Here is a 25000-nt window from a genome sequence, read left to right as displayed (position 1 = left end):
CCCAGGTCATAAGGGGCATGATGATTTGACGTCATCCCCACCTTCCTCCGATTTGTCATCGGCAGTCACCTTAGAGTGCCCAACTCAATGCTGGCAACTAAGGTCAAGGGTTGCGCTCGTTGCGGGACTTAACCCAACATCTCACGACACGAGCTGACGACAACCATGCACCACCTGTCACCCTGTCCCCCGAAGGGGAACGCCCGATCTCTCGGGGTGTCAGGGGATGTCAAGACCTGGTAAGGTTCTTCGCGTTGCTTCGAATTAAACCACATGCTCCACCGCTTGTGCGGGCCCCCGTCAATTCCTTTGAGTTTCACTCTTGCGAGCGTACTCCCCAGGCGGAGTGCTTAATGCGTTAGCTACAGCACTAAAGGGTGGATACCCTCTAACACTTAGCACTCATCGTTTACGGCGTGGACTACCAGGGTATCTAATCCTGTTTGCTCCCCACGCTTTCGCGCCTCAGCGTCAGTTACAGACCAGAGAGCCGCCTTCGCCACTGGTGTTCCTCCACATCTCTACGCATTTCACCGCTACACGTGGAATTCCGCTCTCCTCTTCTGCACTCAAGTCCCCCAGTTTCCAATGACCCTCCACGGTTGAGCCGTGGGCTTTCACATCAGACTTAAGGAACCGCCTGCGCGCGCTTTACGCCCAATAATTCCGGACAACGCTTGCCACCTACGTATTACCGCGGCTGCTGGCACGTAGTTAGCCGTGGCTTTCTCGTTAGGTACCGTCAAGGTACGGCCCTATTCGAACCGCACTTGTTCTTCCCTAACAACAGAGCTTTACAATCCGAAGACCTTCTTCGCTCACGCGGCGTTGCTCCGTCAGACTTTCGTCCATTGCGGAAGATTCCCTACTGCTGCCTCCCGTAGGAGTCTGGGCCGTGTCTCAGTCCCAGTGTGGCCGATCACCCTCTCAGGTCGGCTACGCATCGTCGCCTTGGTGAGCCGTTACCTCACCAACTAGCTAATGCGCCGCGGGCCCATCCGTAAGTGACAGCCGAAGCCGCCTTTCAACTAAAGACCATGCGGTCTTCAGGGTTATCGGGTATTAGCTCCGGTTTCCCGAAGTTATCCCCGTCTTACGGGCAGGTTGCCCACGTGTTACTCACCCGTCCGCCGCTAACCAAACAGAAGCAAGCTTCTATTCGGTCCGCTCGACTTGCATGTATTAGGCACGCCGCCAGCGTTCGTCCTGAGCCAGGATCAAACTCTCCAAAAGAAAGTTGATTGGCTATTATTTAAATTTCGGTTGACCATACCGAAATTTTTCGATTAACGCTTCGTTTTGTTCAGTTTTCAAAGAACATTTTCGCTTTTCTTTCAAGAGCGACTTTATTAATGTAACATTTATCTTTTTTTGTGTCAACTATTTTTTTATTTTTTTACACCGTTTCGCAACGGCTTTAATAATATAACACCGATTTGTGTAATCAGTCAATAGTTAAATTTATGTTATTTTTTTCCGTATTTATTGCATCAAAAAATTCATCTTCTGCTATGCACATTCATCTATTCTCATCTTGTTCTTGTACTATATATAAATTATGAGTGAACAGTTATTTATAAAAACTCTTAGTCAAAATACGAGTACAACCACTTTCCTTTTCGTCACACATCCGTGCGATAAAGGTCGGAACGCCGCTTTTAGATCATTGATGGCTCTTTAAAGCGGCATATCGACCAGTTTCCTTATCCAGCAAGTTTACATTTGCACGTAACGACCCACCCGCACCTAGGCTGTCTTCATTATGTATGAAGCACCCAAATTTCTCCTTATGCTCCGTTTTTATTGAAACGAAAAAATTGTAAGACACGATCCGTCACTTTCTAACGAGCTCTCCATTCACTCGCAATCATCCCGTATACAATATGGTCAACAAAATGGTCATAAAGCCATTCTGCCTCTCTTATGGTTCCTTCATTAACAAAACCTAAACGCTCTGGAATGGCTCGACTTTTTTGATTTTCTACCGCACAGCGAATTTCAACTCGATTTAATTTCAACTCTTGAAAAACGTAGTCGATGCAAGCCTTGCATGATTTTGTCATCAATCCAAGCCCCTGAAACGGTTCGCCCAACCAATAGCCGATGCTCGTCTTTCTATTGTTGCGGTCGATATAATGGAGACCGATGACCCCTGCGAGCTCCCCTTTATACCAAATTCCCGCTTCAAATCCATTGCCCGCTGCGAATTTTTTCAAAGTCCCTTCAATAAACGCTCTGGAATCTTCTACTGCTTTCACGGCATCAACCCAAGGCAACCACCGCCGCAAATGCGGTCTGCATGAGTCAACTAAAGCAAACAAACGCTCTGCGTCTTCACGTGTTAACAACTTCAAATAAACATCCCGATCAATAGAACAAATAAACATATGTATTCCCCCTTTTCCTTGTGTTTTTACGATAAGCGGACCTCTTCCACCTTTACTCCACTTAGAGACGAAAGACTTCGTGATAAATATGTTATTAAAAATTATTTTAACATATTTATCCAAAAATTGAACCAAAAATCTTTTTTGTAGATAGAAGCATGGCATTATCGTATTTGGATTTAACACATTCACCAAGAAGTCGCCTACCTCTAAATGGAGTGTAGGTGGGGAGGTTCATAACAAAAAGACCAATTCGCAGTTAAACGAATTGGTCTCGATCATTTCAATCTGTTCTACTCTCTTAAAAACACAAAGTAAGCAAGAAAAACAAAGAACAATACATAAAGAATCGGATGAACTTCTTTTCCTCGGCCTTTCAAAATCATAGTAATTGGATAGAAAAGAAAGCCAACTGCAATTCCTGTGGCAATGCTGTAAGAAAGCGGCATTGTAATCAACGTAAAGAAGGCTGGAACCGCAATCTCGAATTTTTTCCAATCAATCTCGCCAATCGATGATGCCATCAAAACACCAACAATAATCAGCGCTGGCGCAGTAACAGCTGAAGTAACAACACTCAACAGCGGCGAGAAGAAGAGAGCAAGCAAGAATAGAATGCCTGTCACCACTGCGGAAAATCCTGAACGCCCTCCTGCTGCTACACCAGCGGAAGATTCGATATAAGAAGTCGTCGTCGATGTCCCGAAAATAGAACCAACCCACACAGCTGTTGCATCCACAAGCAAGGCTTTCCCTGCACGAGGCAATTTGTTATTTTTTAATAATCCTGCTTGATTCGCAACAGCCAAGAGCGTGCCTGTTGCATCAAAAAAGTCAACGATAAAGAAGGTTAAAACAACGCCTATCATTTTCCACGAGAAAATATCTGGCAAATGCTTGATGGCCATGCCAAACGTCGGTGAAATGTCAGGAATCGCACCAACAATTTGATGCGGTACTTTGATTAAACCAAAGATCATACCGACAATCGCTGTAATGACCATGCCATAAAAAACACCGCCATTTACTTTTCTCACCATTAAAATCACTGTAATAAATAAGCCAAAAATCGCTAATAATGTATCACCTTTTTTTAAATCGCTCAATCCTACCAGCGTCGCCGAGTTATCAACAATAATTCCGGCATTTTGCAAACCGATAAATGTAATAAACAAACCAATTCCGGCACCGACCGCGTATTTTAATTCGATCGGAATAGCATCAATAATTTTTTCTCGAATACCAGTCAGAGAAAGAATCGTAAAAATAATTCCAGATACAAATACCCCAGCTAATGCTGTTTGCCAAGGGATTTGCATATGAAGAACAACGGTAAATGCAAAAAACGCATTCAATCCCATCCCTGGCGCTAAAGCGATTGGGTATCGCGCAAAAATCCCCATCATGATCGAACCGTATGCAGCCGCTAGCGCTGTTGCCACAAACACGGCCCCTTGGTCAATCCGCAATTCATTTGGAAAGTCTTCTACCGCACCTAACGAAAGTGTAAAAGGGTTGACGAATAAAATATAAGCCATTGATAAGAACGTTGTGATCCCCGCTATAATTTCCGTGCGGTAATTTGTGCCGAGTTCATCAAATCGGAAATACTTTCTCACTTCTCGATCCCCCTTAAAAAATAATAAACGCTTCCGGTATGCTACCAGAAGCGTTGACTATAAGGATAACGAACATAAAGAAAGAACCATCTTCTAACACAGCATATAAAGAAGACCTACTTTCTCCTTCATTATACCCCGTAGTCAAGCTATTTACGGTAGCTTGGTAGAAACTCTCAGGCCATATCCCCGAGATTATACGACGCATTTTGACAATATTCGTTTTTGCATTTCTATTGTATCAATCGAAATCAAGGTGGTCAATAAAAAAACGAACATTTTATAAAAAATGTTCGTTTTTGTTCGTTTTTATTCCCACTCAATCGTCGCAGGCGGTTTGCTTGTAATATCATAAACCACACGATTCACATGCGGTACTTCATTTACAATACGTGTAGAGATGATTTCAAGTACATCCCATGGAATCCGTGCCCAATCTGCTGTCATTCCGTCAATCGACGTTACCGCACGAATCCCCACTGTATAATCATACGTACGGGCATCTCCCATCACACCAACGCTTCGAATGTCAGGAAGAACGGTGAAGTATTGCCAAATTTCACGATCCAATCCAGCTTTTTTAATTTCTTCGCGCAAAATGGCATCTGATTCACGCACGATCTCCAGCTTTTCTTCCGTTACTTCGCCGAGCACGCGGATGCCTAATCCTGGCCCCGGAAACGGCTGACGCCAAACAATCTCATGAGGAATGCCTAGTTCCGTTCCAAGAGCACGCACCTCATCTTTAAAAAGAGTATTAAGAGGTTCAATAAGCTTGAATTTCATATCTTCCGGTAAACCGCCCACATTATGGTGCGATTTAATGGTTTGTGCTGTCGCTGTTCCGCTTTCAATAATATCCGTATACAGCGTTCCCTGTACTAAAAATTCGATTCCTTCCAGCTTGGCCGCCTCATCGTCAAACACATAAATAAATTCGTTGCCAATGATTTTGCGTTTTTGCTCTGGATCAGACACGCCATGCAACTTGCTTAAAAAGCGCTCTTTCGCATCGACCTTGATCACGTTCATGTGAAACCCTTCACGGAACGTTTTCATCACGCTTTCCGCTTCTCCTTTGCGTAGCAAACCATGATCAACAAAAATACATGTCAATTGATCGCCAATCGCGCGATGCACCAGCACGGCCGCAACAGAAGAATCAACGCCTCCGCTTAAGGCACAAAGCACCTTTTTATCGCCGACAAGCTCGCGGATTTTGCGAACTTCATTGTCAATAAAGCTTTCCATCGTCCAATCCCCACGACATTGGCAAACATCAAAAACAAAGCGCTTTAATAAATCGTTCCCATAGACGGAATGGCGCACCTCTGGATGAAACTGCACCGCATAAAACTGTCTTGATTCATCGCTCATCGCCGCAATCGGACATGAGACGCTTGTCGCATCGACCGTAAATCCAGCCGGAGTTTCAGTTACTAAATCTCCATGGCTCATCCAAACGACTTGCTCGAAAGGGAGTGTTTCAAACAATTTTGAAGCGTGCTGCACCTCGATTGTTGCTTTTCCATATTCCCGATGTGTCGCTTTTTCCACTTTCCCGCCTAAATGGTGAGTCATTAACTGCATGCCATAACAAATTCCTAAAATCGGCACACCTAGTTCAAAAATTTTCGGGTCGCATGTAAACGCGTTTTCATCATATACGCTATTCGGTCCGCCCGAAAACACAATTCCTTTCGCGTTCAAAGCTTGAATTTCTTCGGCAGTAATCGTGTGCGGATGAAGCTCACTATATACACCGAACTCGCGAATGCGCCGAGTAATCAATTGATTATACTGGCTTCCGAAATCAAGCACCACGATCATTTCATGGTTTTGTTGCACAATGATCACCTCAATCGAGTAATAAAAAACTAGAATCCTTACCTTCTTCCATAAAAAAACGAAGGCAGAATTCTAGCACAGAGCATCATCTGCCTTCGTAGTCGGGTCATTTACGGTGTCCCGGTAGAGACTCTCGAACCGTATTATCGAGGATATACGAAGGGATTTCGTCTTAAATTTTAATTCATTCTATCAACTCTTTCCCTTTACGGTCAAGATGCTATTCTTTTAATTAAATTTTCCCATAATTCTTTCACTTCTTCCCATTGCTGATCGACTATTTCATTTTTATAAATCACCCGTTCATATAGCTGTGTTAGCTGGCTCATTTCATTCGTCCCAAACCAATTATCAATGTAAGCTGCGTATTGGCGCAACGTCTGCCCTTCCTTCCGTTTTAAACCGCAGCTTTTCAGATGGCGGAGCAATGCGTCATAAGCTTTCACAAATGTATCTCCACCATGCCGATATTTAAACTGGAGCAATGTGATATACGGCCACCATTTTCTTCTTGTTCCATATAACAGAATAGTAAGAACCATCAACGAAACCGTTAGAGATAAAACGCTCTTCCAATTGACGATCGAAAGCAAGCGTTCTTGGTTCTGCTGCGGCGATGATGAAAGACGATCCTGCTGCAGTTGTTCCTCCAGCCTTGTACGATTCGGCGCCGTTTGTGTTTGCTGCTGTTCAGGAACTGGAGTTGATTCGACAGCTGATTCAGCTTCCGTAAACTCGTATGGATTATTAAACCCTTGAGTTGGTTCAAATGGAACCCAGCCAATTCTAGAAAAATATACCTCCACCCATGAATGGGCATTATTGTTCGTCACTCGATATAGATCTTTGCCGTCGTCTGTTTCATCGACCCATTGCCCCGATGTATAGCCCTTTACCCAGCGTGCGGGAATATCGATCGAACGAAGCAAGACAATCATGGCTGTTGAAAAATTATCACAATACCCTTTTTTCGTCTCAAATAAAAATTGATCGACATAATCCTGATTTCTGCTTGGCACAGCTACATCCTTTGTTTCATAGGCAAAACCGTTCAAATGAAAATATTGCTCAATGGCTTTTACCTTTTCATAAGTTGTTGCTGCTTGTTTTGTAATTTGCTGAGCCAGCTCTTGAACTCTTTTCGGCAAATGATCCGGAAGTTGTGTATACCTTTTTAAGATCTGTTCATCTGTTACTGGAGGGGAGACTTTCAATTTTTCAATCGAAAAGGTCGGATATTCATAAGTCAATTCATATTCCTGCAAAGGAACAAGATAAGACTCACGATCTGTCGGATAAATTTTTTCATTGGCCGCTTCCATGCGAAAGACGATATCTTTTGAAGCATGGACGGTTTTTAATCCCTCTGGATAAACCAAATAAGAAGCCGGCTGAACCATCCGCACATGCGCTGCCAACTGCTTTTTCTCAACGCTATTTTCAAACCATTGATGAACGTTATTCTCTTGTTCAAACGTCTTCACTTGAACACTGTCACTAATGTCCCACCCTTTTCCCGTATAAATATCCTTTGTTTCCACTCTCCAATAATGAGTTTCTTCATCCTCCGCTGTAAAAACGACGGTATTATCAGCAATGAACGGACCGCCTAATCGCGAATCATTGTTTCCATAACCGATCTTTTTAACAGCAAACTGGTTCGGATCTTGTTCGCGGTCCTCCGCTGCATAGCTTTTAATAAATGCAACAGGATCAGGCCACTGAGGAGCCAGCTTAGGGCCCGCGTACCCGCAAAGCAGTGCAGCGCCTACTGCGAAAGCCCCCATGACCAACCACTTTGCAGGCTGCTTTGCTGCTGGCAAACGCTCATAATGGAGCCAGCTTAATAGAAAAAAACCTGCTCCTACCAGCCGGACAATCGCCCCAGTCCCCGAAAAAGGGGTAAACGTGTCCAGCACCGCGACATAGATAAAAGTCATCACTAAAAACAGCCAGATCCGTTTCTGTTTGACAAGCCAATATTGCACAAGATAGCACATCATCCACAGCATCAGAAAAAATAGGAAAGTACGAAATCGATCGGTCATGTCTTCCCATTGAAAATGACGGATTAATGAAAGATGATAAACGGCTTCTTCTCCAAACATGAAAAGCCATTGGAAGGACAAAAATGGAGCATGAAAAAACAAATCGTTAAGCGCATAGAAAAGATAACCGATTTTTAGACATACCGACAGCCAGAGCGTCACTCGCAACAGCTCTAAAAGAAAGTAAAAAGCAACAAATACGATAAACACTTGGATATTTTTTGTATCCGATACAACAGTTAGCGGCGCAAGCCATTCCCATAGCAGCCAAAAAGCGAACAAATAGTATGCAAATGTTTTGATCCGGCTTTGTTCCACGTTTACTTCCCACCCTCAACGAAAGCATTAGCAAAGTGCTGGGGCATCGTTACCTTTACAGTGACCCCTTTTTTTCTAAGCATCTCGATCCATTCTCGCTCCTCTTTCGATAGTTGGCCTTCTGCTTTTTTGATTAAAACCACCGTACCGCGGCGATTTTTCGAAGCTAAATCAGCCATGATGGAAGCAGTTTCTTTATACAGCTGCGACGTGATGCAGCAAAAGGAAAACGATAACGGCCACTGCATAGTCTCACGATACATGATGCGTGCAAATGATTCCTGACTATCACAGGCCACTTTCGCTAAGTGATAAAATAACCGCTGTAAATGCGTCTCTCCATTTTGCGCTTGAATCACGATGCGATCCCTTCCTACCGATACGAGACCGGTTTTCACTCCTGCTTTTACCGTCATTCGAACAAAGGAAGCGGTAAATGTAACAACCTCTTCAAATAAGGCTGTAGGAGTGCGATCCAAAAAGACCATAAGATCCTCGCTCTGCCTTTCTTCAAAATCTTTTGTCATCAATTCGTTTTTTCGTGCCGATGCTTTCCAATGAATCCATGAAAAGCGGTCTCCTTGTGTATACTCGCGAGCGCCGATCGCCATTGCCGTATCGCGATGGAGCGGAAGCGGCGATACAACAGACCCGTCATCCAACTGTTGTCCCATTTTCCGAGCGTTCATTTCGACATAGCGCGGATAGACAAGGATGCTATCTTCAGTGGAAACGATCGCTTCTTTTGCCACCATTCCCAGTAAATCGGTGATTTTGAAATGAATGGCCGAGAAAATATGCTCTCCACGCGGCAATTCATCCATTTCATATACATATGTGCACATACGCCGTCCTAAGGGCATTAACACTGTACGAAAAGGCGTCATTTTTGCTAAGGACGGCGGCAGCTTTTCTTCGGCTAGTATATAAATGAGCGGAAAAAAACGCGGTAAATCGATTTGCACAGTGACCCGCAATTTTTCACCTGCGTAATAATACACCTTCTGATTAAAGGTTCGTTTTACTTTTATCGAATGGAGGGGATAAAATATTAAAACGAAAGCGTACAGTCCAAAAGGGAGGAAACTGTAGAATAAAAACCAGCTCACGAAGCCTCCCTGAAACATCGCATATGAAAAAAGAATCGCCAACAATCCAAGCACCCTTATGAATTGCCACAAATTTTTCCTGTGTTTTTTCATCAGGCTGTCCCTACCTTTGCACCGGCACTGGCGTTCTGGAAATAATTTCACTAATGATATGCCCTGCAGAAATTCCATCAAATTTCGCATGAGCTTTCAAAATGATCCGATGCGCAAGGACATAAGGAGCTAAAGATTGCACATCATCTGGAAGGGCAAAATCACGTCCATGCACGAATGCGTATGCTTGTACAGCTTTCATTAATGCCACCGATCCGCGCGGACTGACTCCTAAATAGATCGACTCATGGGAACGGCTTCGTTGGACGATTTCAACAATATAGCGTTTCACACGTTCATCTACATACACTTCCTGTACTTTTTCCTGCAACAAAAGCAAATCTTTGATGGTGATCACTGGTTGCAGTTGATCAATAGGAACCACCTTTTCGGTTTTGTTCAAAATATCCATCTCTTCTTGTATGGAGGGATATCCCATGTTTAGCTTCAGCAAAAAACGATCGAGCTGCGCTTCAGGAAGAGGGTAGGTTCCTTCATATTCAATGGGGTTTTGCGTCGCCATAACAAAAAAAGGACGCGGCAATGGCCTTGTTACACCATCCACCGTTAGGCTTCCCTCCTCCATCGCCTCTAGCAAGGCCGATTGCGTTCTAGGAGACGTTCGATTAATTTCATCAGCCAAAATAATATTCCCCATAACGGGACCTGGTTTATATTCAAATTGGCCTTCTTTTGGATTATAAATCGATACGCCGGTCACATCGCTTGGAAGCAAGTCCGGCGTAAACTGAATCCGCTTAAATTGGGCGCTCACGGATTTTGCCAATGCGCGAACAAGCATCGTCTTTCCAACACCCGGAACATCCTCCAGCAACACATGTCCACGCGCTAACAGCGCAACAATGCTTAATGTAGCAACCTCTCTTTTTCCCACGATCACCTTTTCGATATTTTCAACCATTGTACCAATGACCGGATGTAATTCTTCGTTTTTTGGCATGTTCATTCTCCTCTAATGAAATGTTCTTAATCATGATTCATGACAGCACCATTTGGTGATTAGAATGCTAGGACCATCTCTTTCTTAATAAAAGAAATCGGTTATTTTATTTTTGGAAGGATGAGCCTCTAAAAGAGGTTAGCCACAAGCTTCTCTGACTAGTGAAAACATCCGTCACCTTACCTTCTAGAATGATTGGGTCCGTTTTTAAGCTGCATGATTTATTTTATATAGATTTTATTGTTTTCACATGCTCGGCTACTCGGATCATCTTTTTATAAAAAATCAGGTCTATCACTACTATTATTCACCTAATAAATCTCAACTCCTTGTTTTGATTGATCTCTTCTGAAAATTTCGTCTTTACTAAAATCATAACACGAATCATTGATTATTCAACATTCAAAAGGATCATAGCCCTTCATTACAAGATGCCGGAAATCGCTCAGCAACATAAGTTGTCCTACCTGTTCATTTTATTTTCTATCATAAGGAAACGGACGGCTGTTGGACCGCTCTTGCCGTCAACAAAAGAAAGGTTGTAATAAGGAGAAAAAACGAACCGCTTTTGAGCCAAATGAAGACCGTCGAAGTTTATGGATGAAACACAACCATCATAAAGATGAGCGTTTTTTTGATTCCTTTGTCAGATAACTAATGGCTAGAGGGGACATACTCCCACCACCTACGCTTCGCTTAGAAGTGGGGGCCTTCTTTCGAAGGGAAGTTAAAATGCTTCAGCCTGACTCTTGATGATGCCAAACGTTCTGCTCTTCCATGTAAGCTTAATAGAATGGGATTCGGTCTGCAAAACTTACGAGAAGCCTTCTAGACAATTGATGACGATTTCGTGGGCAAAAAAGAAAAGGAACACTGGGAAACCCCAGTGTTCCAAGATATTTAGGCAATGATTACATCATGCCGCCCATTCCGCCCATGTCAGGCATTCCAGCGCCAGCGCCTTTGTTTTCTTCTGGCTTGTCAGCGACAACGGCTTCCGTTGTTAAGAACATAGCGGCAACAGATGCTGCGTTTTGAAGCGCAGAACGAGTTACTTTTGTAGGGTCAACTATACCTACTTCGATCATGTTCACCCATTCGCCAGTTGCTGCATTGAAGCCGATACCAGGTTGTTCTTTTTTCAAGCGTTCAACGATAACAGAACCTTCTAAACCAGCATTTTGCGCAATTTGACGTACTGGTTCTTCAATCGCGCGAAGAACGATTTTCACACCAGTTGCTTCATCGCCTTCTGCTTTGATTTCAGCTACTTTATTATATACGTTTAATAGCGCTGTACCACCGCCGGCTACGATACCTTCTTCAACAGCCGCGCGTGTAGAGTTAAGAGCGTCCTCAATGCGCAATTTGCGTTCTTTTAATTCTGTTTCTGTAGCAGCACCAACTTTGATTACTGCTACGCCGCCAGCTAATTTCGCTAAGCGCTCTTGTAATTTTTCACGGTCAAATTCAGAAGTAGTTTCTTCTAATTGAGCACGAATTTGATTGATGCGTGCTTTAATCTGATCAGATTCGCCCGCACCTTCTACGATGGTTGTATGCTCTTTTGTTACAACCACTTTTGCAGCGCGGCCAAGAGATGCAATAGTTGCAGACTTTAAGTCACGGCCTAATTCTTCAGTGATCACTTCACCGCCAGTTAAAATCGCGATATCTTCCAGCATCGCTTTGCGGCGGTCACCAAAGCCAGGAGCTTTAACAGCAACAGCTGTAAATGTTCCGCGAAGCTTGTTCACAACTAGTGTCGCAAGCGCTTCACCTTCAACATCTTCAGCAATGATAAGCAATGATCTGCCTTGTTGCACGACTTGCTCTAATACAGGCAAGATTTCTTGAATGTTTGAAACTTTCTTATCAGTAATTAAGATGTATGGATTGTCTAATACTGCTTCCATTTTTTCCGTATCAGTAATCATGTATGGAGAAGCGTAACCGCGGTCAAATTGCATTCCTTCAACAACATCTAATTCTGTTGTAAAGCCTTTGGATTCTTCTAATGTAATAACACCGTCGTTACCTACGCGCTCCATTGCTTCTGCGATTAATTGGCCTACTTCTTCATCAGCCGCAGAAATCGCAGCAACTTGAGCAATAGAGTCTTTGCCTTCGATTGGTTTAGAGATTGCTTTCAACTCTTCAACTGCGACAGCCACCGCTTTTTCGATACCTTTGCGGATACCCATTGGGTTTGCGCCAGCTGTTACGTTCTTTAAGCCTTCACGGATCATCGCTTGAGCTAATACAGTTGCAGTCGTTGTACCGTCACCAGCAACGTCGTTTGTTTTGCTTGCTACTTCAGCAACAAGCTTCGCACCCATGTTTTCAAATGGATCTTCTAATTCGATTTCTTTTGCAATCGTGACACCATCATTTGTAATTAATGGAGAACCGAATTTTTTCTCTAATACAACGTTGCGCCCTTTAGGACCTAATGTTACTTTTACTGCATCTGCTAATTTATCAACACCGCGTAGCATCGCGCGACGAGCTTCTTCACTGAATTTAATTTCTTTTGCCATGAACCATTACCTCCTCCAGCAATCTAAATTTTCATTAAGTATTTGTTGAAATATCTATGTTATGAAAGCCGTACGAAATGATTAACCAACGACAGCCAAAATATCGCTTTCACGCAAAATTAAATATTCCTTGCCTTCGTATTTTACTTCTGTTCCTGCATATTTTGAGAAGATAATGCGATCGCCCACAGCTACCTCCGGAGCTACACGCTCACCGCTGTCAAGCACACGTCCTGTACCAACAGCCACTACTTTTCCTTCTTGCGGTTTTTCTTTTGCAGTGTCTGGTAACACAATACCGCTTGCTGTTCTTTCTTCTGTTTGGACAAGCTCAATCACAACGCGATCACCTAATGGCTTTAACACGGAAAACAACCTCCTCAACAAAAATTTTTATTCTCATTTTATTAGCACTCATCATCAACGAGTGCTAACACACTTATAATATTAATGAACTTCCCTTTTTTTTGCAAGTAAAAAATACAAAAAAAATCTGCAACTTTGTGCACCCTTTTCAATTATGTCACATTCCTGCAAATATAAACATCAAATTTGTCGCCCGAAGGAATCTGAGATCCTTCAGGTAGACCATTTCATTCTCCTTTTTCTCTGCTCGTTCATTCTGCTGGGAATTTTTCATGGGAGATCAACCTCCCTCACCTACACTTTGTGTAGAGGTGGGAGGTTTTTTGGTGGATTATGCTCAATTTTTTTCCTATCCTTTACTTAGGAAAGGGGGATTGTCTAATCCAAACAACTTGAAATATGAAATAAATCGAATGATGTCCACATGCAAGCATTTCAACGGTCAGCCGGTCGAACAACATTGTTGCTAAAGCCATTGATGGTTTGGTGAAGCAGCGTAGTTCGACCACCAAAACGAAAAATTAAAAACGTTAACCGAGCGTTGATGAATCGAATAGCATGGCGAAATCTCATAACGAAAAGCTTCATCATACAGCTCCGTTTACAGACTGAAAACTTTTCCGCCAACATAAGATTACCACATTCTTGGCTTTATATCCTTCAATCATCTAAAGCGCGCTCCCCTGTTGTCTTACCATTTCAAACATTTTAATCATTATTTTTCTCCAATATGTGCTACAATACGAAAAGCAGCGATTACTTTTTAGCAAAGGGGAATTTTCCATTGAAACGGCAATATTGGTATGTCATTATAGCATATGTCATCATGCAGCTATCTAGTATAGCTGGCGTCCCGCTCTTAGTATTTCTTGGGGTCGGAGCACATTCTCATAATGCAGTAGAAGCAGCCTCAGGCTATTGGGCCGTCATCAGCTTTTCGATTACCTTTTTTCTTGTTCTCTTTTTCCTTCGCAACGATATCAAGCAGCGCCATGAACGCGATCGTGCTCCATTATCTGTCGCGTGGGTGTGGGCGATTGGGGGCTTCTTTTTGGCGCTATTTGCCCAAGGCATTGCGGCCAATATTGAATATCGTCTATTCGGCATTCAGGCAGGATCGGAAAATACGAAAACCATTATTGAAATTATTCGCCTCACTCCGGCCCTTGTGATCGTCACATCTGTTATTGGGCCCATTCTAGAAGAAGTGATTTTTCGTAAAATTATCTTTGGCACCCTGTATAATAAGTATAATTTCTTGATTGCGGCTACGATTAGTTCCTTATTGTTCGCAGTCGTCCATATGGAGCTTGAACACCTTCTCCTGTATTCAACCATGGGATTTACATTTGCTTTTCTTTATGCCAAAACAAAGCGTATTTTCGTTCCGATCTTTGCTCATGTGACAATGAATACGTTCGTTGTCGTGATGCAAACCGTCTTTGCTGATCATATCGAACAAATCATAAAAGAAACCGACAAGATGCAATTTATATTTGGGGGCTTTTCATTATGAGAATTTCACCTTTAAGCACCGCGTTGTTCTACTTTCTAATGGGGGCTTTATTCACTTATTTAGCCACTCAAAGCGCCCATGAGAGCATATGGAATTTCTCTACCGTTGCCTTAATGGTCTTGGCCACTTTAGACTTCGGTGTATTTTTGCGACTGATCACCCTATATATTAGAATTCGAAATCAACAAAAATAAAAAGGGCTGACGTTCATTTTAAGTCAGCCCTTGCTTGTTCCGCTAAAAGCACTTTTCGATAGGCGATTCTTGAGATCCATATGCTCACTTCATATAAAAAAGACAACGGAATCATTACAATTAATTGTGATATTACATCTGGAGGGGTTATGATCGCTGCTACAATTAATAAAAGCAAATACGCATACCTTCTCCCTTTTGACAGTAAAAAAGGGGTAATCAACCCAAGACGCGTTAAAAACATAACGATCACCGGCAATTGAAATAACGCACCAAACGGCAATACAAGCTGAAGCAAAAACGTAAAATATTCGTTAATGCCAATTACTTGATTGATGCCTAGATCTGTCGCCAAGTCTTGCATAAAACGGACGACAAATGGAAACAAAACAAAATAGGCAAAGCTAATGCCGCTTAAAAATAAAAATAATGACAATGGAATATAGCTAAGTGTCACTTTTCTCTCTTTTTCGTATAGTCCAGGGCTGACGAAGGCCCAAATTTGATAAAGCAAAACCGGTGCGGTCATAATCAAAGCGATGACAAATGCAAATTGCATATAAATTTTAATCGGATCGGTCAATCGAAAGGCATTCATCGTTAACTCTCTTGCTTCATCAGCCTGTTGCAAATACCGAATCACAGGCTCGACAAGAAAGAAGCTGGCAGTCAAAGCAATAGCAAAAAAAATCAGCACAATAATCAATCGTTTTCTTAATTCCCCAAGATGTTCATATACAGACATTTCTTTATCGCTCATATGGAACCATCCTACCGTTCATCGTTACGCTTTTTTGTTGTTTTCTTCTTCATCCGTTAATCCCTTCGTCGCACTCTTAAATTCTTTTAGCGACTGGCCGAGCGATTTCCCCAGCTCTGGAAGTTTTTTCGTCCCAAACAATAAGACAATAACAAGCAAAATAAGTAAATATTTCACAATGAGTTCACTCCATTTGATTCAGATGGGTAATTCTTTAAAAAATATACAAGCGACTGTAGCTCAATGGCCAAATCAATATGATGCACCCGGATGTTTTCCGGCACATTTAGGCGTGCAGGAGTGAAATTCAAAATGCCTTTGATTCCCTTCTGCACAAGACGATCCGTAATAGACTGCGCAGCATGCGCTGGAACGGTTAAAATCGCCACAGAAATTTGTTCATGGATGAGTTCTTCCAGTTGATTTAAGTGATAAACAGGCACTCCACCCACTTCTGTCCCTACTTTTGCTTGATCGACGTCAAAAGCCATCACGATCTTTGTATTATTATTTTTCATAAAATTATAATTTAAAAATGCTGTTCCTAGATTTCCGACTCCGACTAACGCCACTTCCGTGATTTCATCTTGATCAAGCGTCTTGCGAAAAAACGATAATAAATAACTAACATTATACCCATAACCCTTTTTTCCAAGAGCCCCAAAATAAGAAAAATCACGCCGAATGGTTGCTGAATCGACTTTAACGGCTTCGCTTAATTCAGCTGAAGATACTCGCTGTTTTCCTGAAGCATATAAATTTTTTAAAAAACGATAGTATAGTGGTAATCGCTTAGCAGTTGCCTGTGGAATTTTCGGCTGTTCATTGCTCATGATAAATCCCCCGCATTCACTTAAACCGTCTTACTTTGCTTTACGCTGGTAGTGTCCGGATTTCCCTCCGGCTTTTTCTACGAGATATGTTGGCCCAATCACCATTCCTTTATCCAACGCTTTGCACATATCATAAACCGTAAGCGCACAGACCGAAGCAGCCGTGAGGGCTTCCATCTCTACCCCTGTGCTCCCTTTCGTTTTCACAGTCGCTGTAATGATCAGCTCACAGCTCTGTTCATGCATCCTCCATTCGAATTGAATATCGACTCCTTTTAACATTAAAGGATGGCACATGGGAATAAGATCAGCAGTTTTTTTAGCCGCCATAATACCAGCGACTTGAGCAACCGCAAGGACATCTCCCTTTTTTACAGAATGGCTGACAATTCCTTCATAAATCTCCTGGCTCACCGTAATACTTGTCCGAGCCACCGCCACACGCACGCTATCCGCCTTTTCGGTAATATCGACCATTTTGGCGCGGCCTTGTTCATTAAAATGCGTAAAAGATGCCAATAATATCTCCTCCACTTATAAACTATACACTATTTTTTCCCGTCTGTCTTTTCTAACTCGTTTTATTGCCCAAGTAAAAGCTCTTGCGATACACTAGTAAAACGAGAGGTGAAAAACAATGATCATTTTACAAATACGACAACTTTCTAAATATTTTGGCGCTGATCTTATTTTATCGAATATAAAATTAGAAATACAGTCAAAAGACCGCATCGCTCTCGTCGGAAGAAACGGAGCGGGAAAATCAACGCTACTTAAAATCATGGCTGGCGAACTGTCATATGACAGCGGGGAAATCATCAAACCTAAAGACGTCACGATCGGTTATCTTGCCCAAGATAGCGGCCTCGATTCCACCCTATCAATATGGGAGGAAATGATGACCGTGTTTTCCCCATTAAAAGCAATGGAACAAGAGCTGCGCACAATGGAACAGCAGATGGGAGATCCCGATCTTCTTGCAGACCCAAAACGTTACGATAAATTGCTAAAAGAATATGATATCCTGCAAGAAAAATTTAAAGACCAAGGGGGATACCAATACGAAGCAGACATTCGTTCCGTTTTGCATGGACTGCGATTTTCTGAATATGATTACACCACTACTTTTGTTCAATCGCTTAGCGGTGGACAACGAACCCGCTTGGCGCTGGGCAAAATGCTGTTAATGAAACCAGATCTTCTTATTTTGGACGAACCAACAAACCATTTAGATATCGAAACTTTAACATGGCTTGAGCAATACTTGCAAACATATCCAGGAGCTATTTTAATCGTTTCGCACGATCGTTATTTTCTTGACAAAGTAGTGACACAGGTGTATGAATTATCGCGGACAAGCATAAAAAAATATATCGGAAACTACAGTAAATATTTACAGCAAAAAGCAGAAGACCTTGAGCGCGAATGGAAGCTGTATGAAAAACAACAAGAGGAAATGGCAAAGTTACAGGACTTCATCCAACGAAATATCGCTCGCGCTTCTACAACTAAACGAGCACAAAGTCGCCGTAAACAGCTTGAAAAAATGGAACGAATCGATAAACCCATATCTGAAGAAAAATCAGCCAATTTTTCCTTTGAGATTGAGCGCCCAAGCGGAAATGAAGTATTAATTGCCGAAAACCTTTCCGTTGGTTATACACCTAATGAACCTGTGATCCGCGGTGTACAATTCCGCATTACTAAAGGCGATAGCATTGCCCTTGTCGGACCAAACGGGATCGGAAAATCGACACTGCTTAAGGCAATTGTAAACAAAATCCAGATACAAAACGGTAACTTACGGTATGGCTCCAACGTACAAATCGGCTATTATGACCAGAATCAAGCAGACTTATCATCAAATAAACGAGTGCTTGATGAGCTTTGGGATGAGTATCCGCAAAAAACAGAAAAAGAAATTCGTACCGTATTAGGCAATTTTCTATTTTCTGGCGATGACGTTCTAAAGCCGGTATTTGCATTAAGCGGCGGGGAAAAAGCACGACTGGCATTAGCCAAGCTCATGATGCAAAAAGCAAATTTCCTGATTTTAGACGAGCCCACTAACCATTTGGATCTAGATAGTAAACAAGTGCTCGAAAACGCGTTAATTGATTATCCCGGAACCATTCTTTTTGTATCGCACGACCGTTATTTCATTAACCGCATTGCTACCAAAGTGTACGAGCTCACTCAAGAAGGAGTCGTTGAATATTTAGGAGATTATGATTATTACCTTCATAAAAAAGCAGAAATGCTTGAACTGAAGCAGCTTCAGGAAGAGGAGAAGCAACGGAAGCATAATAAAGGAGGAGCTTCCATAAAGAAGCAATACGAACTCGACAAGGAAACAAAGAGACTAGAACGACAACGAAAAAAACGAATTGAAGAAATTGAAAATGAAATTAGTCAATTAGAAGACAGCATCAGCGAGAGCGAACAGCAATTATGCGATCCCGAAATCTATGGAGATTTTCAAAAGGCACAAGAACTCACTAAAGAAATTGAAATGATGAAAGAAACCTTAGAAGCCTTAATCGAAGAATGGGAAGAACTCCATACATCCCTAGCCGAACATAAAGGGACCCGGACTCCATCATAAACATTGAATAAAGCAATAACGATCCTATACCATTTTGCACCATCTTCAAGCCGCCTTTATCGAAAAGACTGTTAACATCGTTTATTAGTCGATTAACACACTTTTACTATAATATTTTGATCCCCTTCTATTGCTATAAAAGCAATAGAAGGGGATTCTCCAATAAAACTATCCACATTTTTTTACACAGAATTTTTCTTTTAAATTAAGTTATTCACCGTATTTTCCACAATATCCACAAAAAAGTCTAAAAATACTCACAAAAAATTGTGGTTAAAGATAACTTGGTATTCCTAATTCATGATAAGTTTTCCACATTACCCACAATATGTGGATAATTATATTAACAACTAAACATTTTCTCAAAAAAAATCCTCTTGACTACGCAGAGGATTTTTGGTCTTACTCCAATTCAAGACCAGGATCAGCATTTAACGATAGCTCGCTTCGTTTTCCATGTGCAAACAATATCGTTCCAGCTGCTGCAATCATCGCAGCATTATCCGTACAAAGAGACAACGGCGGAATGACAAGCTCTACCTCCTGCAGCTCGGCCATTTTCTGTTCCAGCGCCGTCCTGAGCCCTCGATTTGCCGCTACTCCCCCAGCTAACAAAACTTGGCGCACATGATATTCTTGAGCTGCTTTGATCGTTTTGGTGACTAGTACATCGATGACACTTTCCTGAAAGCTTGCCGCCATATCTTGGATTTCTATTGTTTCGCCTCGTTGCTCGGCATTATGCAGCGTATTAATGACCGCCGATTTCAACCCGCTAAAACTAAAGTCATATGAGCCGTCCTCCAGCCAGGCTCTCGGTAAATCGAGCGTCGCTCTTCCCTCATGAGCCAACCGATCGATGTGCGGGCCCCCTGGATATGGCAACCGCAACGCTCGAGCTACTTTGTCATACGCCTCTCCAGCTGCATCATCCCTTGTTTCGCCAATCACTTCAAATGAGCCATGCTCTTTCATATATACAAGCTCTGTATGCCCCCCAGAAACAACAAGTGCCAGCAGCGGAAACTTCATTTCCGTCACAAGACGATTGGCATAAATATGCCCAGCGATATGATGCACAGCGACTAATGGCAGCTGATGCGCAAAAGCGAGCGCCTTGGCAGCATTTACCCCAATTAAAAGAGCTCCGACAAGCCCCGGCCCTTGTGTGACTGCAATAGCATCTAACTCTGCAAAAGATAGATTGGCTTCGTGCATCGCTTTCTCGATCACAAGGGTAATTTGCTCCACATGGTGACGTGAGGCTACCTCTGGAACAACACCGCCAAATCGCTTATGGCTTTCAATTTGCGAAGCCACCACATTCGCCATGATTTCTTTTCCATTTTTCACTATAGCTGCAGCTGTTTCATCACAGCTTGTTTCAATTCCAAGTACATATACATCTTTGTTCATCTTAATTTCACCCACATTACAAGAGCATCTTCTTGATTATCTGGATAATATTTCTTCCGAATGCCTCCATTTAAAAATCCGAGCTTTCGATACAATGACTGTGCGACATGATTGGAAACACGCACCTCCAGCGTCATCGTTATCGCCCCCAGCTGTCTAGCCATTTCCATCATCATTCTCATAAGCGCTTCGCCTAACTTTTTACCGCGATACTCCGGTAATACAGCCACATTGGTAATATGCGCTTCGTCAATAACAACCCACATCCCACAATAACCAATCATATGCCCATTATGCTCCATGACGACATACTTCGCATATTGATTGTGAACAAGCTCATTATAAAATGCTTCACGGCTCCACGGAAGCGTAAATGACGCCTTTTCGATCGCTAGTACACCATCGATATCATTTAACGTCATCATCCGAAAATTAATTTCCATGGCTTTCTTGCTCCTTCTGCCTAGCAAGCCAATTAACTTCCGCTTCAGCTAAGCGCACATAATTAGGGACAAATGAGTGAACATCCTCTGATGTTCTATTCATCCCCAAAAAAGCCAATTCGCTTGGACGCGGCAATTGTAACGCTGGTGGGCCAAACACTGCTAATGAACCGAGCACCCCTGTTAATATATCTTGATGGAGAGCAACATCTCCGCCCAAAAATAAAACTGGCTCCTGTTTTTCCCGCAACCATTGCGCCCATCCACTTGATAGCACAATTCGGTCGCTTTCTACACATTCTAGCTGATTACCATGATAACGATACAACCCTGTATAAATTTGCCCTCTTCTTGCGTCAAATAAAGGGCAAATCAACCCATTAAAATAATGTCCATTGGCAGCGAGCACTTCAAGGCTAGATACCCCTACAATCGGAATATTCAATGACCAGGCTAACGTTTTGGCAACTGTAACACCAATGCGTACACCTGTATAAGAGCCTGGTCCCTTCGCTACAACAATTAAATCGAGTTCTTGAGGTGTAACTTGGCAATTTTCCAATAACAGTTGGACAGCGGGCATTAAGCGGGTGGAATGATCCTTTTTGATATTTGTGAGGATTTCCCCTTTAACGACCGAACCTTCCACTAAGGCAACGCCCAAAGCAGCATTCGATGTATCAATCGCTAATACTTTCATCCCTCTATAATCTCCTTGCATAACTGTTCATATCGTTTTCCAATGGGTTCCAATACCATTTTTCTTTCCTGATCTCCATGATGATAAAGATGGATATACAATAATTCATCAGGAAGCTGGGGCTTAATCAAATGAGCCCATTCGATCACGGTAACGCCATCACCTTCAAAATACTCGTCGAACCCCAAGTCTTCAAACGTATCCTCCAAACGGTATACATCCATATGATAAAGCGGGAGACGTCCTTTATATTCCTTGACGATCGTAAAAGTCGGACTGCTGACGGCTCGCGTAATGCCTAGCCCTTTAGCTAGCCCTTTCGTAAACGTTGTTTTTCCTGCTCCTAAATCTCCTTCTAAGGCAATCACATCTTTTGGCTGCAATTGTTCTGACAGCCTAACAGCAAATTCCATGGTTTCCTCGGCTGAGTGCATAACTAATTCATAAATCGCCATCATCTGTCACCTAACTTTAATCATTGTTTGCCATTTTCACGTACCCAACAGAAATATGGATTTCCTTCAACAATATCCCCACAGGTCGATTTATTTTTCAGTAAGTTGTTCAACATTTATGTTAGGAATATGAAATCATGTCTAATCGCTAAGCAATTTGGCAGACTAATCAAAAAGAAAACTTGAGAGAGTTTCTTTTGGTGAACCAACGTACCTGATTTAAACTTGATTATAACTGCTTGTTCTACCATTAACTAAATTTTATTGCCTGCGCTTGAAATTGTATCACATTCCGGTAAACTGGTGCTACTTTCTTATGATATCAGCAGAAATTTGTTTGTTGAACGCTTTCCGATTCCAGTGTTGGATAGATGATAGACGCTAAAAAGAGAAACTTATTTTGTTAGCAAGAGGGGCTTTGGTCATCAGAGTAGAAATATTGGTAATGGTAAGAAATCTTTTTTACGCCCTCAGCTAAAGCTTCTTCACTGTCTATATGGGATTTGCAGGGATACTCTTGCGGCTGGTAGACATGTTACTGGTTACTGATAAGCTCATGATACCGTGTAGTATATTGCATGAGACAAATAAAGATAAAACATCCTTAAGAGTTCGGATTCTTAAGGATGTTAATAAAATGGTTCTATTCATCAAAAAGGGGGAATGGGTGAAAAAGCAGAAAAAGGCATAAAAAAACACGAAACCCATTGTTTCGCTAGCAATGGCGGTCCCGACGGGACTCGAACCCGCGATCTCCTGCGTGACAGGCAGGCATGTTAACCACTACACTACGGGACCATTTTGTTTTGGTTGCGGGGGCAGGATTTGAACCTGCGACCTTCGGGTTATGAGCCCGACGAGCTACCAGACTGCTCCACCCCGCGGCAATAAAATCATTCAAACAACATTTATAAAAAACAAAGGATAGCCTAGCAACGTCCTACTCTTGCAGGGGCGTTAGCCCCAACTACCATCGGCGCTGGAGAGCTTAACTTCCGTGTTCGGGATGGGAACGGGTGTGACCTCTCCGCCATCGTCACTAGACTATTCGAAGGATGGCTCCTTCAAAACTAGATAACAGATTCAGAGAAGAAAGGATAGGCGGTGCTTTTCTTGATGTCTAGCTCCGCTTTTCGTATTGTCTAGTTCCGCAAGCTGCATCCTACGGTCGTTTCCGCTTCTTCTGTCCAAGTCTCCTGACTTGTCCGTCAGAAGCTTGAACGCCCTATGGATGCAAGCGAGCTTGCTCCGCTTTTCGTATTGGTTAAGTCCTCGATCGATTAGTATCCGTCAGCTGCACGTGTCGCCACGCTTCCACCTCGGACCTATCTACCTCGTCATCTTCGAGGGATCTTACTTGCTTATGCAATGGGAAATCTCATCTTGAGGGGGGCTTCACGCTTAGATGCTTTCAGCGCTTATCCCTTCCGCACATAGCTACCCAGCGGTGCCCTTGGCAGGACAACTGGTACACCAGCGGTGCGTCCATCCCGGTCCTCTCGTACTAAGGACAGCTCCTCTCAAATTTCCTGCGCCCGCGACGGATAGGGACCGAACTGTCTCACGACGTTCTGAACCCAGCTCGCGTACCGCTTTAATGGGCGAACAGCCCAACCCTTGGGACCGACTACAGCCCCAGGATGCGATGAGCCGACATCGAGGTGCCAAACCTCCCCGTCGATGTGGACTCTTGGGGGAGATAAGCCTGTTATCCCCGGGGTAGCTTTTATCCGTTGAGCGATGGCCCTTCCATGCGGAACCACCGGATCACTAAGCCCGACTTTCGTCCCTGCTCGACTTGTAGGTCTCGCAGTCAAGCTCCCTTCTGCCTTTACACTCTTCGAATGATTTCCAACCATTCTGAGGGAACCTTTGGGCGCCTCCGTTACTCTTTGGGAGGCGACCGCCCCAGTCAAACTGCCCACCTGACACGGTCTCCCACCCCGATCAGGGGTGCGGGTTAGAACTTCAGTACGACAAGGGTGGTATCCCAAGGGCGACTCCGCCAAGACTGGCGTCCTGGCTTCTCGGTCTCCCACCTATCCTGTACATGACGTACCAAAATTCAATATCAGGCTGCAGTAAAGCTCCACGGGGTCTTTCCGTCCTGTCGCGGGTAACCTGCATCTTCACAGGTACTATAATTTCACCGGGTCTCTCGTTGAGACAGTGCCCAAGTCGTTACACCTTTCGTGCGGGTCGGAACTTACCCGACAAGGAATTTCGCTACCTTAGGACCGTTATAGTTACGGCCGCCGTTTACTGGGGCTTCGGTTCGCACCTTCGCTTTGAGCTAAGCGCTCCCCTTAACCTTCCAGCACCGGGCAGGTGTCAGCCCCTATACTTCGCCTTTCGGCTTCGCAGAGACCTGTGTTTTTGTTAAACAGTCGCTTGGGCCTTTTCACTGCGGCTCTCTCGGGCTCAACACCCAAGAGAGCACCCCTTCTCCCGAAGTTACGGGGTCATTTTGCCGAGTTCCTTAACGAGAGTTCTCCCGCGCACCTTAGGATTCTCTCCTCGCCTACCTGTGTCGGTTTGCGGTACGGGCACCTCTCACCTCGCTAGAGGCTTTTCTTGGCAGTGGAGGATCAGGGACTTCGGTACTTTGATTCCCTCGCCATCACGGCTCAGCCTTGACGCCAGACGGATTTGCCTATCTGGCAGCCTAACCGCTTGGACAGGCTATTCCAGCAGCCTGCTCACCCTACCTTCCTGCGTCCCCCCATTGCTCAAACGGTGAGGAGGTGGTACAGGAATCTCTACCTGTTGTCCATCGCCTACGCCTTTCG

19 protein-coding genes, 2 tRNA genes, 3 rRNA genes and 2 riboswitches (2 of these 26 only partly in view) are annotated in these 25000 nt (G+C 43.3%); of the genes, 3 read left to right on the top strand and 21 right to left on the bottom strand.

Annotation, left to right across the window (positions count from 1 at the left end; translation table 11 throughout):
* The 9 genes from GRQ40_RS01855 to groES form a co-directional block, all read right to left on the bottom strand.
* Positions 1-1233 (bottom strand): 16S ribosomal RNA (locus GRQ40_RS01855) (it extends 322 nt beyond the left edge of the window).
* A 608-nt stretch (positions 1234-1841) separates the two neighbouring features.
* On the bottom strand, positions 1842-2387 hold the full coding sequence (locus tag GRQ40_RS01850; RefSeq protein ID WP_159719248.1) for a GNAT family N-acetyltransferase: 546 nt from the start codon (positions 2385-2387) through the stop codon (positions 1842-1844).
* A 293-nt stretch (positions 2388-2680) separates the two neighbouring features.
* Positions 2681-4006, bottom strand: coding sequence for an NCS2 family permease (locus GRQ40_RS01845; protein WP_044745002.1), 1326 nt, complete (start codon positions 4004-4006; stop codon positions 2681-2683).
* 121 nt (positions 4007-4127) lie between these two features.
* A riboswitch (purine riboswitch) is annotated at positions 4128-4229 on the bottom strand.
* Positions 4230-4315: 86 nt separating this feature from the next.
* Positions 4316-5836: a glutamine-hydrolyzing GMP synthase gene (gene guaA / locus GRQ40_RS01840; protein ID WP_159720707.1), complete on the bottom strand. Its 1521-nt coding sequence runs from the start codon at positions 5834-5836 to the stop codon at positions 4316-4318.
* Positions 5837-5932: 96 nt separating this feature from the next.
* Positions 5933-6034, bottom strand: a riboswitch (purine riboswitch).
* Between the two features lie 32 nt (positions 6035-6066).
* A complete protein-coding gene (locus GRQ40_RS01835; RefSeq protein WP_159719247.1) occupies positions 6067-8220 on the bottom strand; it encodes a transglutaminaseTgpA domain-containing protein in 2154 nt (717 codons plus the stop codon).
* Positions 8221-8222: 2 nt separating this feature from the next.
* Complete coding sequence (locus GRQ40_RS01830; protein WP_231734689.1) at positions 8223-9329, bottom strand: DUF58 domain-containing protein; 1107 nt, start codon at positions 9327-9329, stop codon at positions 8223-8225.
* Positions 9330-9432: 103 nt separating this feature from the next.
* Positions 9433-10383 carry an AAA family ATPase gene (locus tag GRQ40_RS01825; RefSeq protein ID WP_044744999.1) on the bottom strand — a complete coding sequence of 317 codons (951 nt, stop codon included), beginning with the start codon at positions 10381-10383 and terminating at the stop codon, positions 9433-9435.
* A 911-nt stretch (positions 10384-11294) separates the two neighbouring features.
* On the bottom strand, positions 11295-12923 hold the full coding sequence (gene groL / locus GRQ40_RS01820; RefSeq protein ID WP_066151147.1) for a chaperonin GroEL: 1629 nt from the start codon (positions 12921-12923) through the stop codon (positions 11295-11297).
* 81 nt (positions 12924-13004) lie between these two features.
* Positions 13005-13289, bottom strand: coding sequence for a co-chaperone GroES (gene groES / locus GRQ40_RS01815; RefSeq protein ID WP_044743236.1), 285 nt, complete (start codon positions 13287-13289; stop codon positions 13005-13007).
* Between the two features lie 784 nt (positions 13290-14073).
* On the opposite strand from groES, the gene GRQ40_RS01810 reads away from it, so the two are divergent.
* Positions 14074-14805, top strand: a complete 732-nt coding sequence (locus GRQ40_RS01810) for a CPBP family intramembrane glutamic endopeptidase (RefSeq protein WP_066151143.1) — start codon at positions 14074-14076, stop codon at positions 14803-14805.
* The gene (locus tag GRQ40_RS01805; RefSeq protein WP_183187243.1) at positions 14802-14999 is read left to right on the top strand and encodes a YdiK family protein; all 198 of its coding nucleotides are present in this window, start codon (positions 14802-14804) and stop codon (positions 14997-14999) included. Before GRQ40_RS01810 ends, GRQ40_RS01805 begins: the two co-directional genes overlap by 4 nt.
* Positions 15000-15012: 13 nt before the next feature.
* Here GRQ40_RS01805 and tatC read toward each other — a convergent pair whose 3' ends face one another.
* The 4 genes from tatC to moaC are packed head-to-tail and all read right to left on the bottom strand — an operon-like array spanning position 15013 to position 17111.
* Entirely contained in the window at positions 15013-15759 is a 747-nt protein-coding gene (tatC, locus tag GRQ40_RS01800) for a twin-arginine translocase subunit TatC (protein ID WP_066151137.1), read from the bottom strand.
* A 24-nt stretch (positions 15760-15783) separates the two neighbouring features.
* A complete protein-coding gene (gene tatA, locus GRQ40_RS01795) occupies positions 15784-15936 on the bottom strand; it encodes a twin-arginine translocase TatA/TatE family subunit (protein WP_080859420.1) in 153 nt (50 codons plus the stop codon).
* On the bottom strand, positions 15933-16592 hold the full coding sequence (locus GRQ40_RS01790; protein ID WP_044743241.1) for a redox-sensing transcriptional repressor Rex: 660 nt from the start codon (positions 16590-16592) through the stop codon (positions 15933-15935). Before GRQ40_RS01790 ends, tatA begins: the two co-directional genes overlap by 4 nt.
* Positions 16593-16622: 30 nt before the next feature.
* A complete protein-coding gene (moaC, locus tag GRQ40_RS01785) occupies positions 16623-17111 on the bottom strand; it encodes a cyclic pyranopterin monophosphate synthase MoaC (protein ID WP_044743242.1) in 489 nt (162 codons plus the stop codon).
* A gap of 118 nt (positions 17112-17229) precedes the next feature.
* On the opposite strand from moaC, the gene abc-f reads away from it, so the two are divergent.
* Complete coding sequence (gene abc-f, locus GRQ40_RS01780) at positions 17230-19197, top strand: ribosomal protection-like ABC-F family protein (protein ID WP_066151135.1); 1968 nt, start codon at positions 17230-17232, stop codon at positions 19195-19197.
* Between the two features lie 402 nt (positions 19198-19599).
* Here the strand turns inward: abc-f and tsaD are convergent, their stop codons facing one another.
* The 8 genes from tsaD to GRQ40_RS01740 form a co-directional block, all read right to left on the bottom strand.
* Positions 19600-20613, bottom strand: coding sequence for a tRNA (adenosine(37)-N6)-threonylcarbamoyltransferase complex transferase subunit TsaD (tsaD, locus tag GRQ40_RS01775; protein WP_044743244.1), 1014 nt, complete (start codon positions 20611-20613; stop codon positions 19600-19602).
* On the bottom strand, positions 20610-21056 hold the full coding sequence (rimI, locus tag GRQ40_RS01770; protein ID WP_066151131.1) for a ribosomal protein S18-alanine N-acetyltransferase: 447 nt from the start codon (positions 21054-21056) through the stop codon (positions 20610-20612). Before rimI ends, tsaD begins: the two co-directional genes overlap by 4 nt.
* Positions 21046-21756, bottom strand: a complete 711-nt coding sequence (gene tsaB / locus GRQ40_RS01765; RefSeq protein ID WP_066151128.1) for a tRNA (adenosine(37)-N6)-threonylcarbamoyltransferase complex dimerization subunit type 1 TsaB — start codon at positions 21754-21756, stop codon at positions 21046-21048. Before tsaB ends, rimI begins: the two co-directional genes overlap by 11 nt.
* On the bottom strand, positions 21753-22211 hold the full coding sequence (gene tsaE, locus GRQ40_RS01760) for a tRNA (adenosine(37)-N6)-threonylcarbamoyltransferase complex ATPase subunit type 1 TsaE (RefSeq protein WP_066151125.1): 459 nt from the start codon (positions 22209-22211) through the stop codon (positions 21753-21755). Before tsaE ends, tsaB begins: the two co-directional genes overlap by 4 nt.
* A gap of 722 nt (positions 22212-22933) precedes the next feature.
* Positions 22934-23009, bottom strand: a tRNA-Asp gene (locus GRQ40_RS01755).
* 9 nt (positions 23010-23018) lie between these two features.
* Positions 23019-23095: transfer RNA gene (locus GRQ40_RS01750), tRNA-Met, on the bottom strand.
* A gap of 43 nt (positions 23096-23138) precedes the next feature.
* Positions 23139-23255 (bottom strand): 5S ribosomal RNA (gene rrf, locus GRQ40_RS01745).
* Positions 23256-23471: 216 nt separating this feature from the next.
* Positions 23472-25000, bottom strand: a 23S ribosomal RNA gene (locus GRQ40_RS01740) (it continues 1400 nt past the right edge of the window).

The organism is Anoxybacillus sp. PDR2 (assembly GCF_009834045.1).
GTDB lineage: Bacteria > Bacillota > Bacilli > Bacillales > Anoxybacillaceae > Anoxybacteroides > Anoxybacteroides rupiense.
This window is presented reverse-complemented; position numbering and strand designations above follow the sequence as displayed.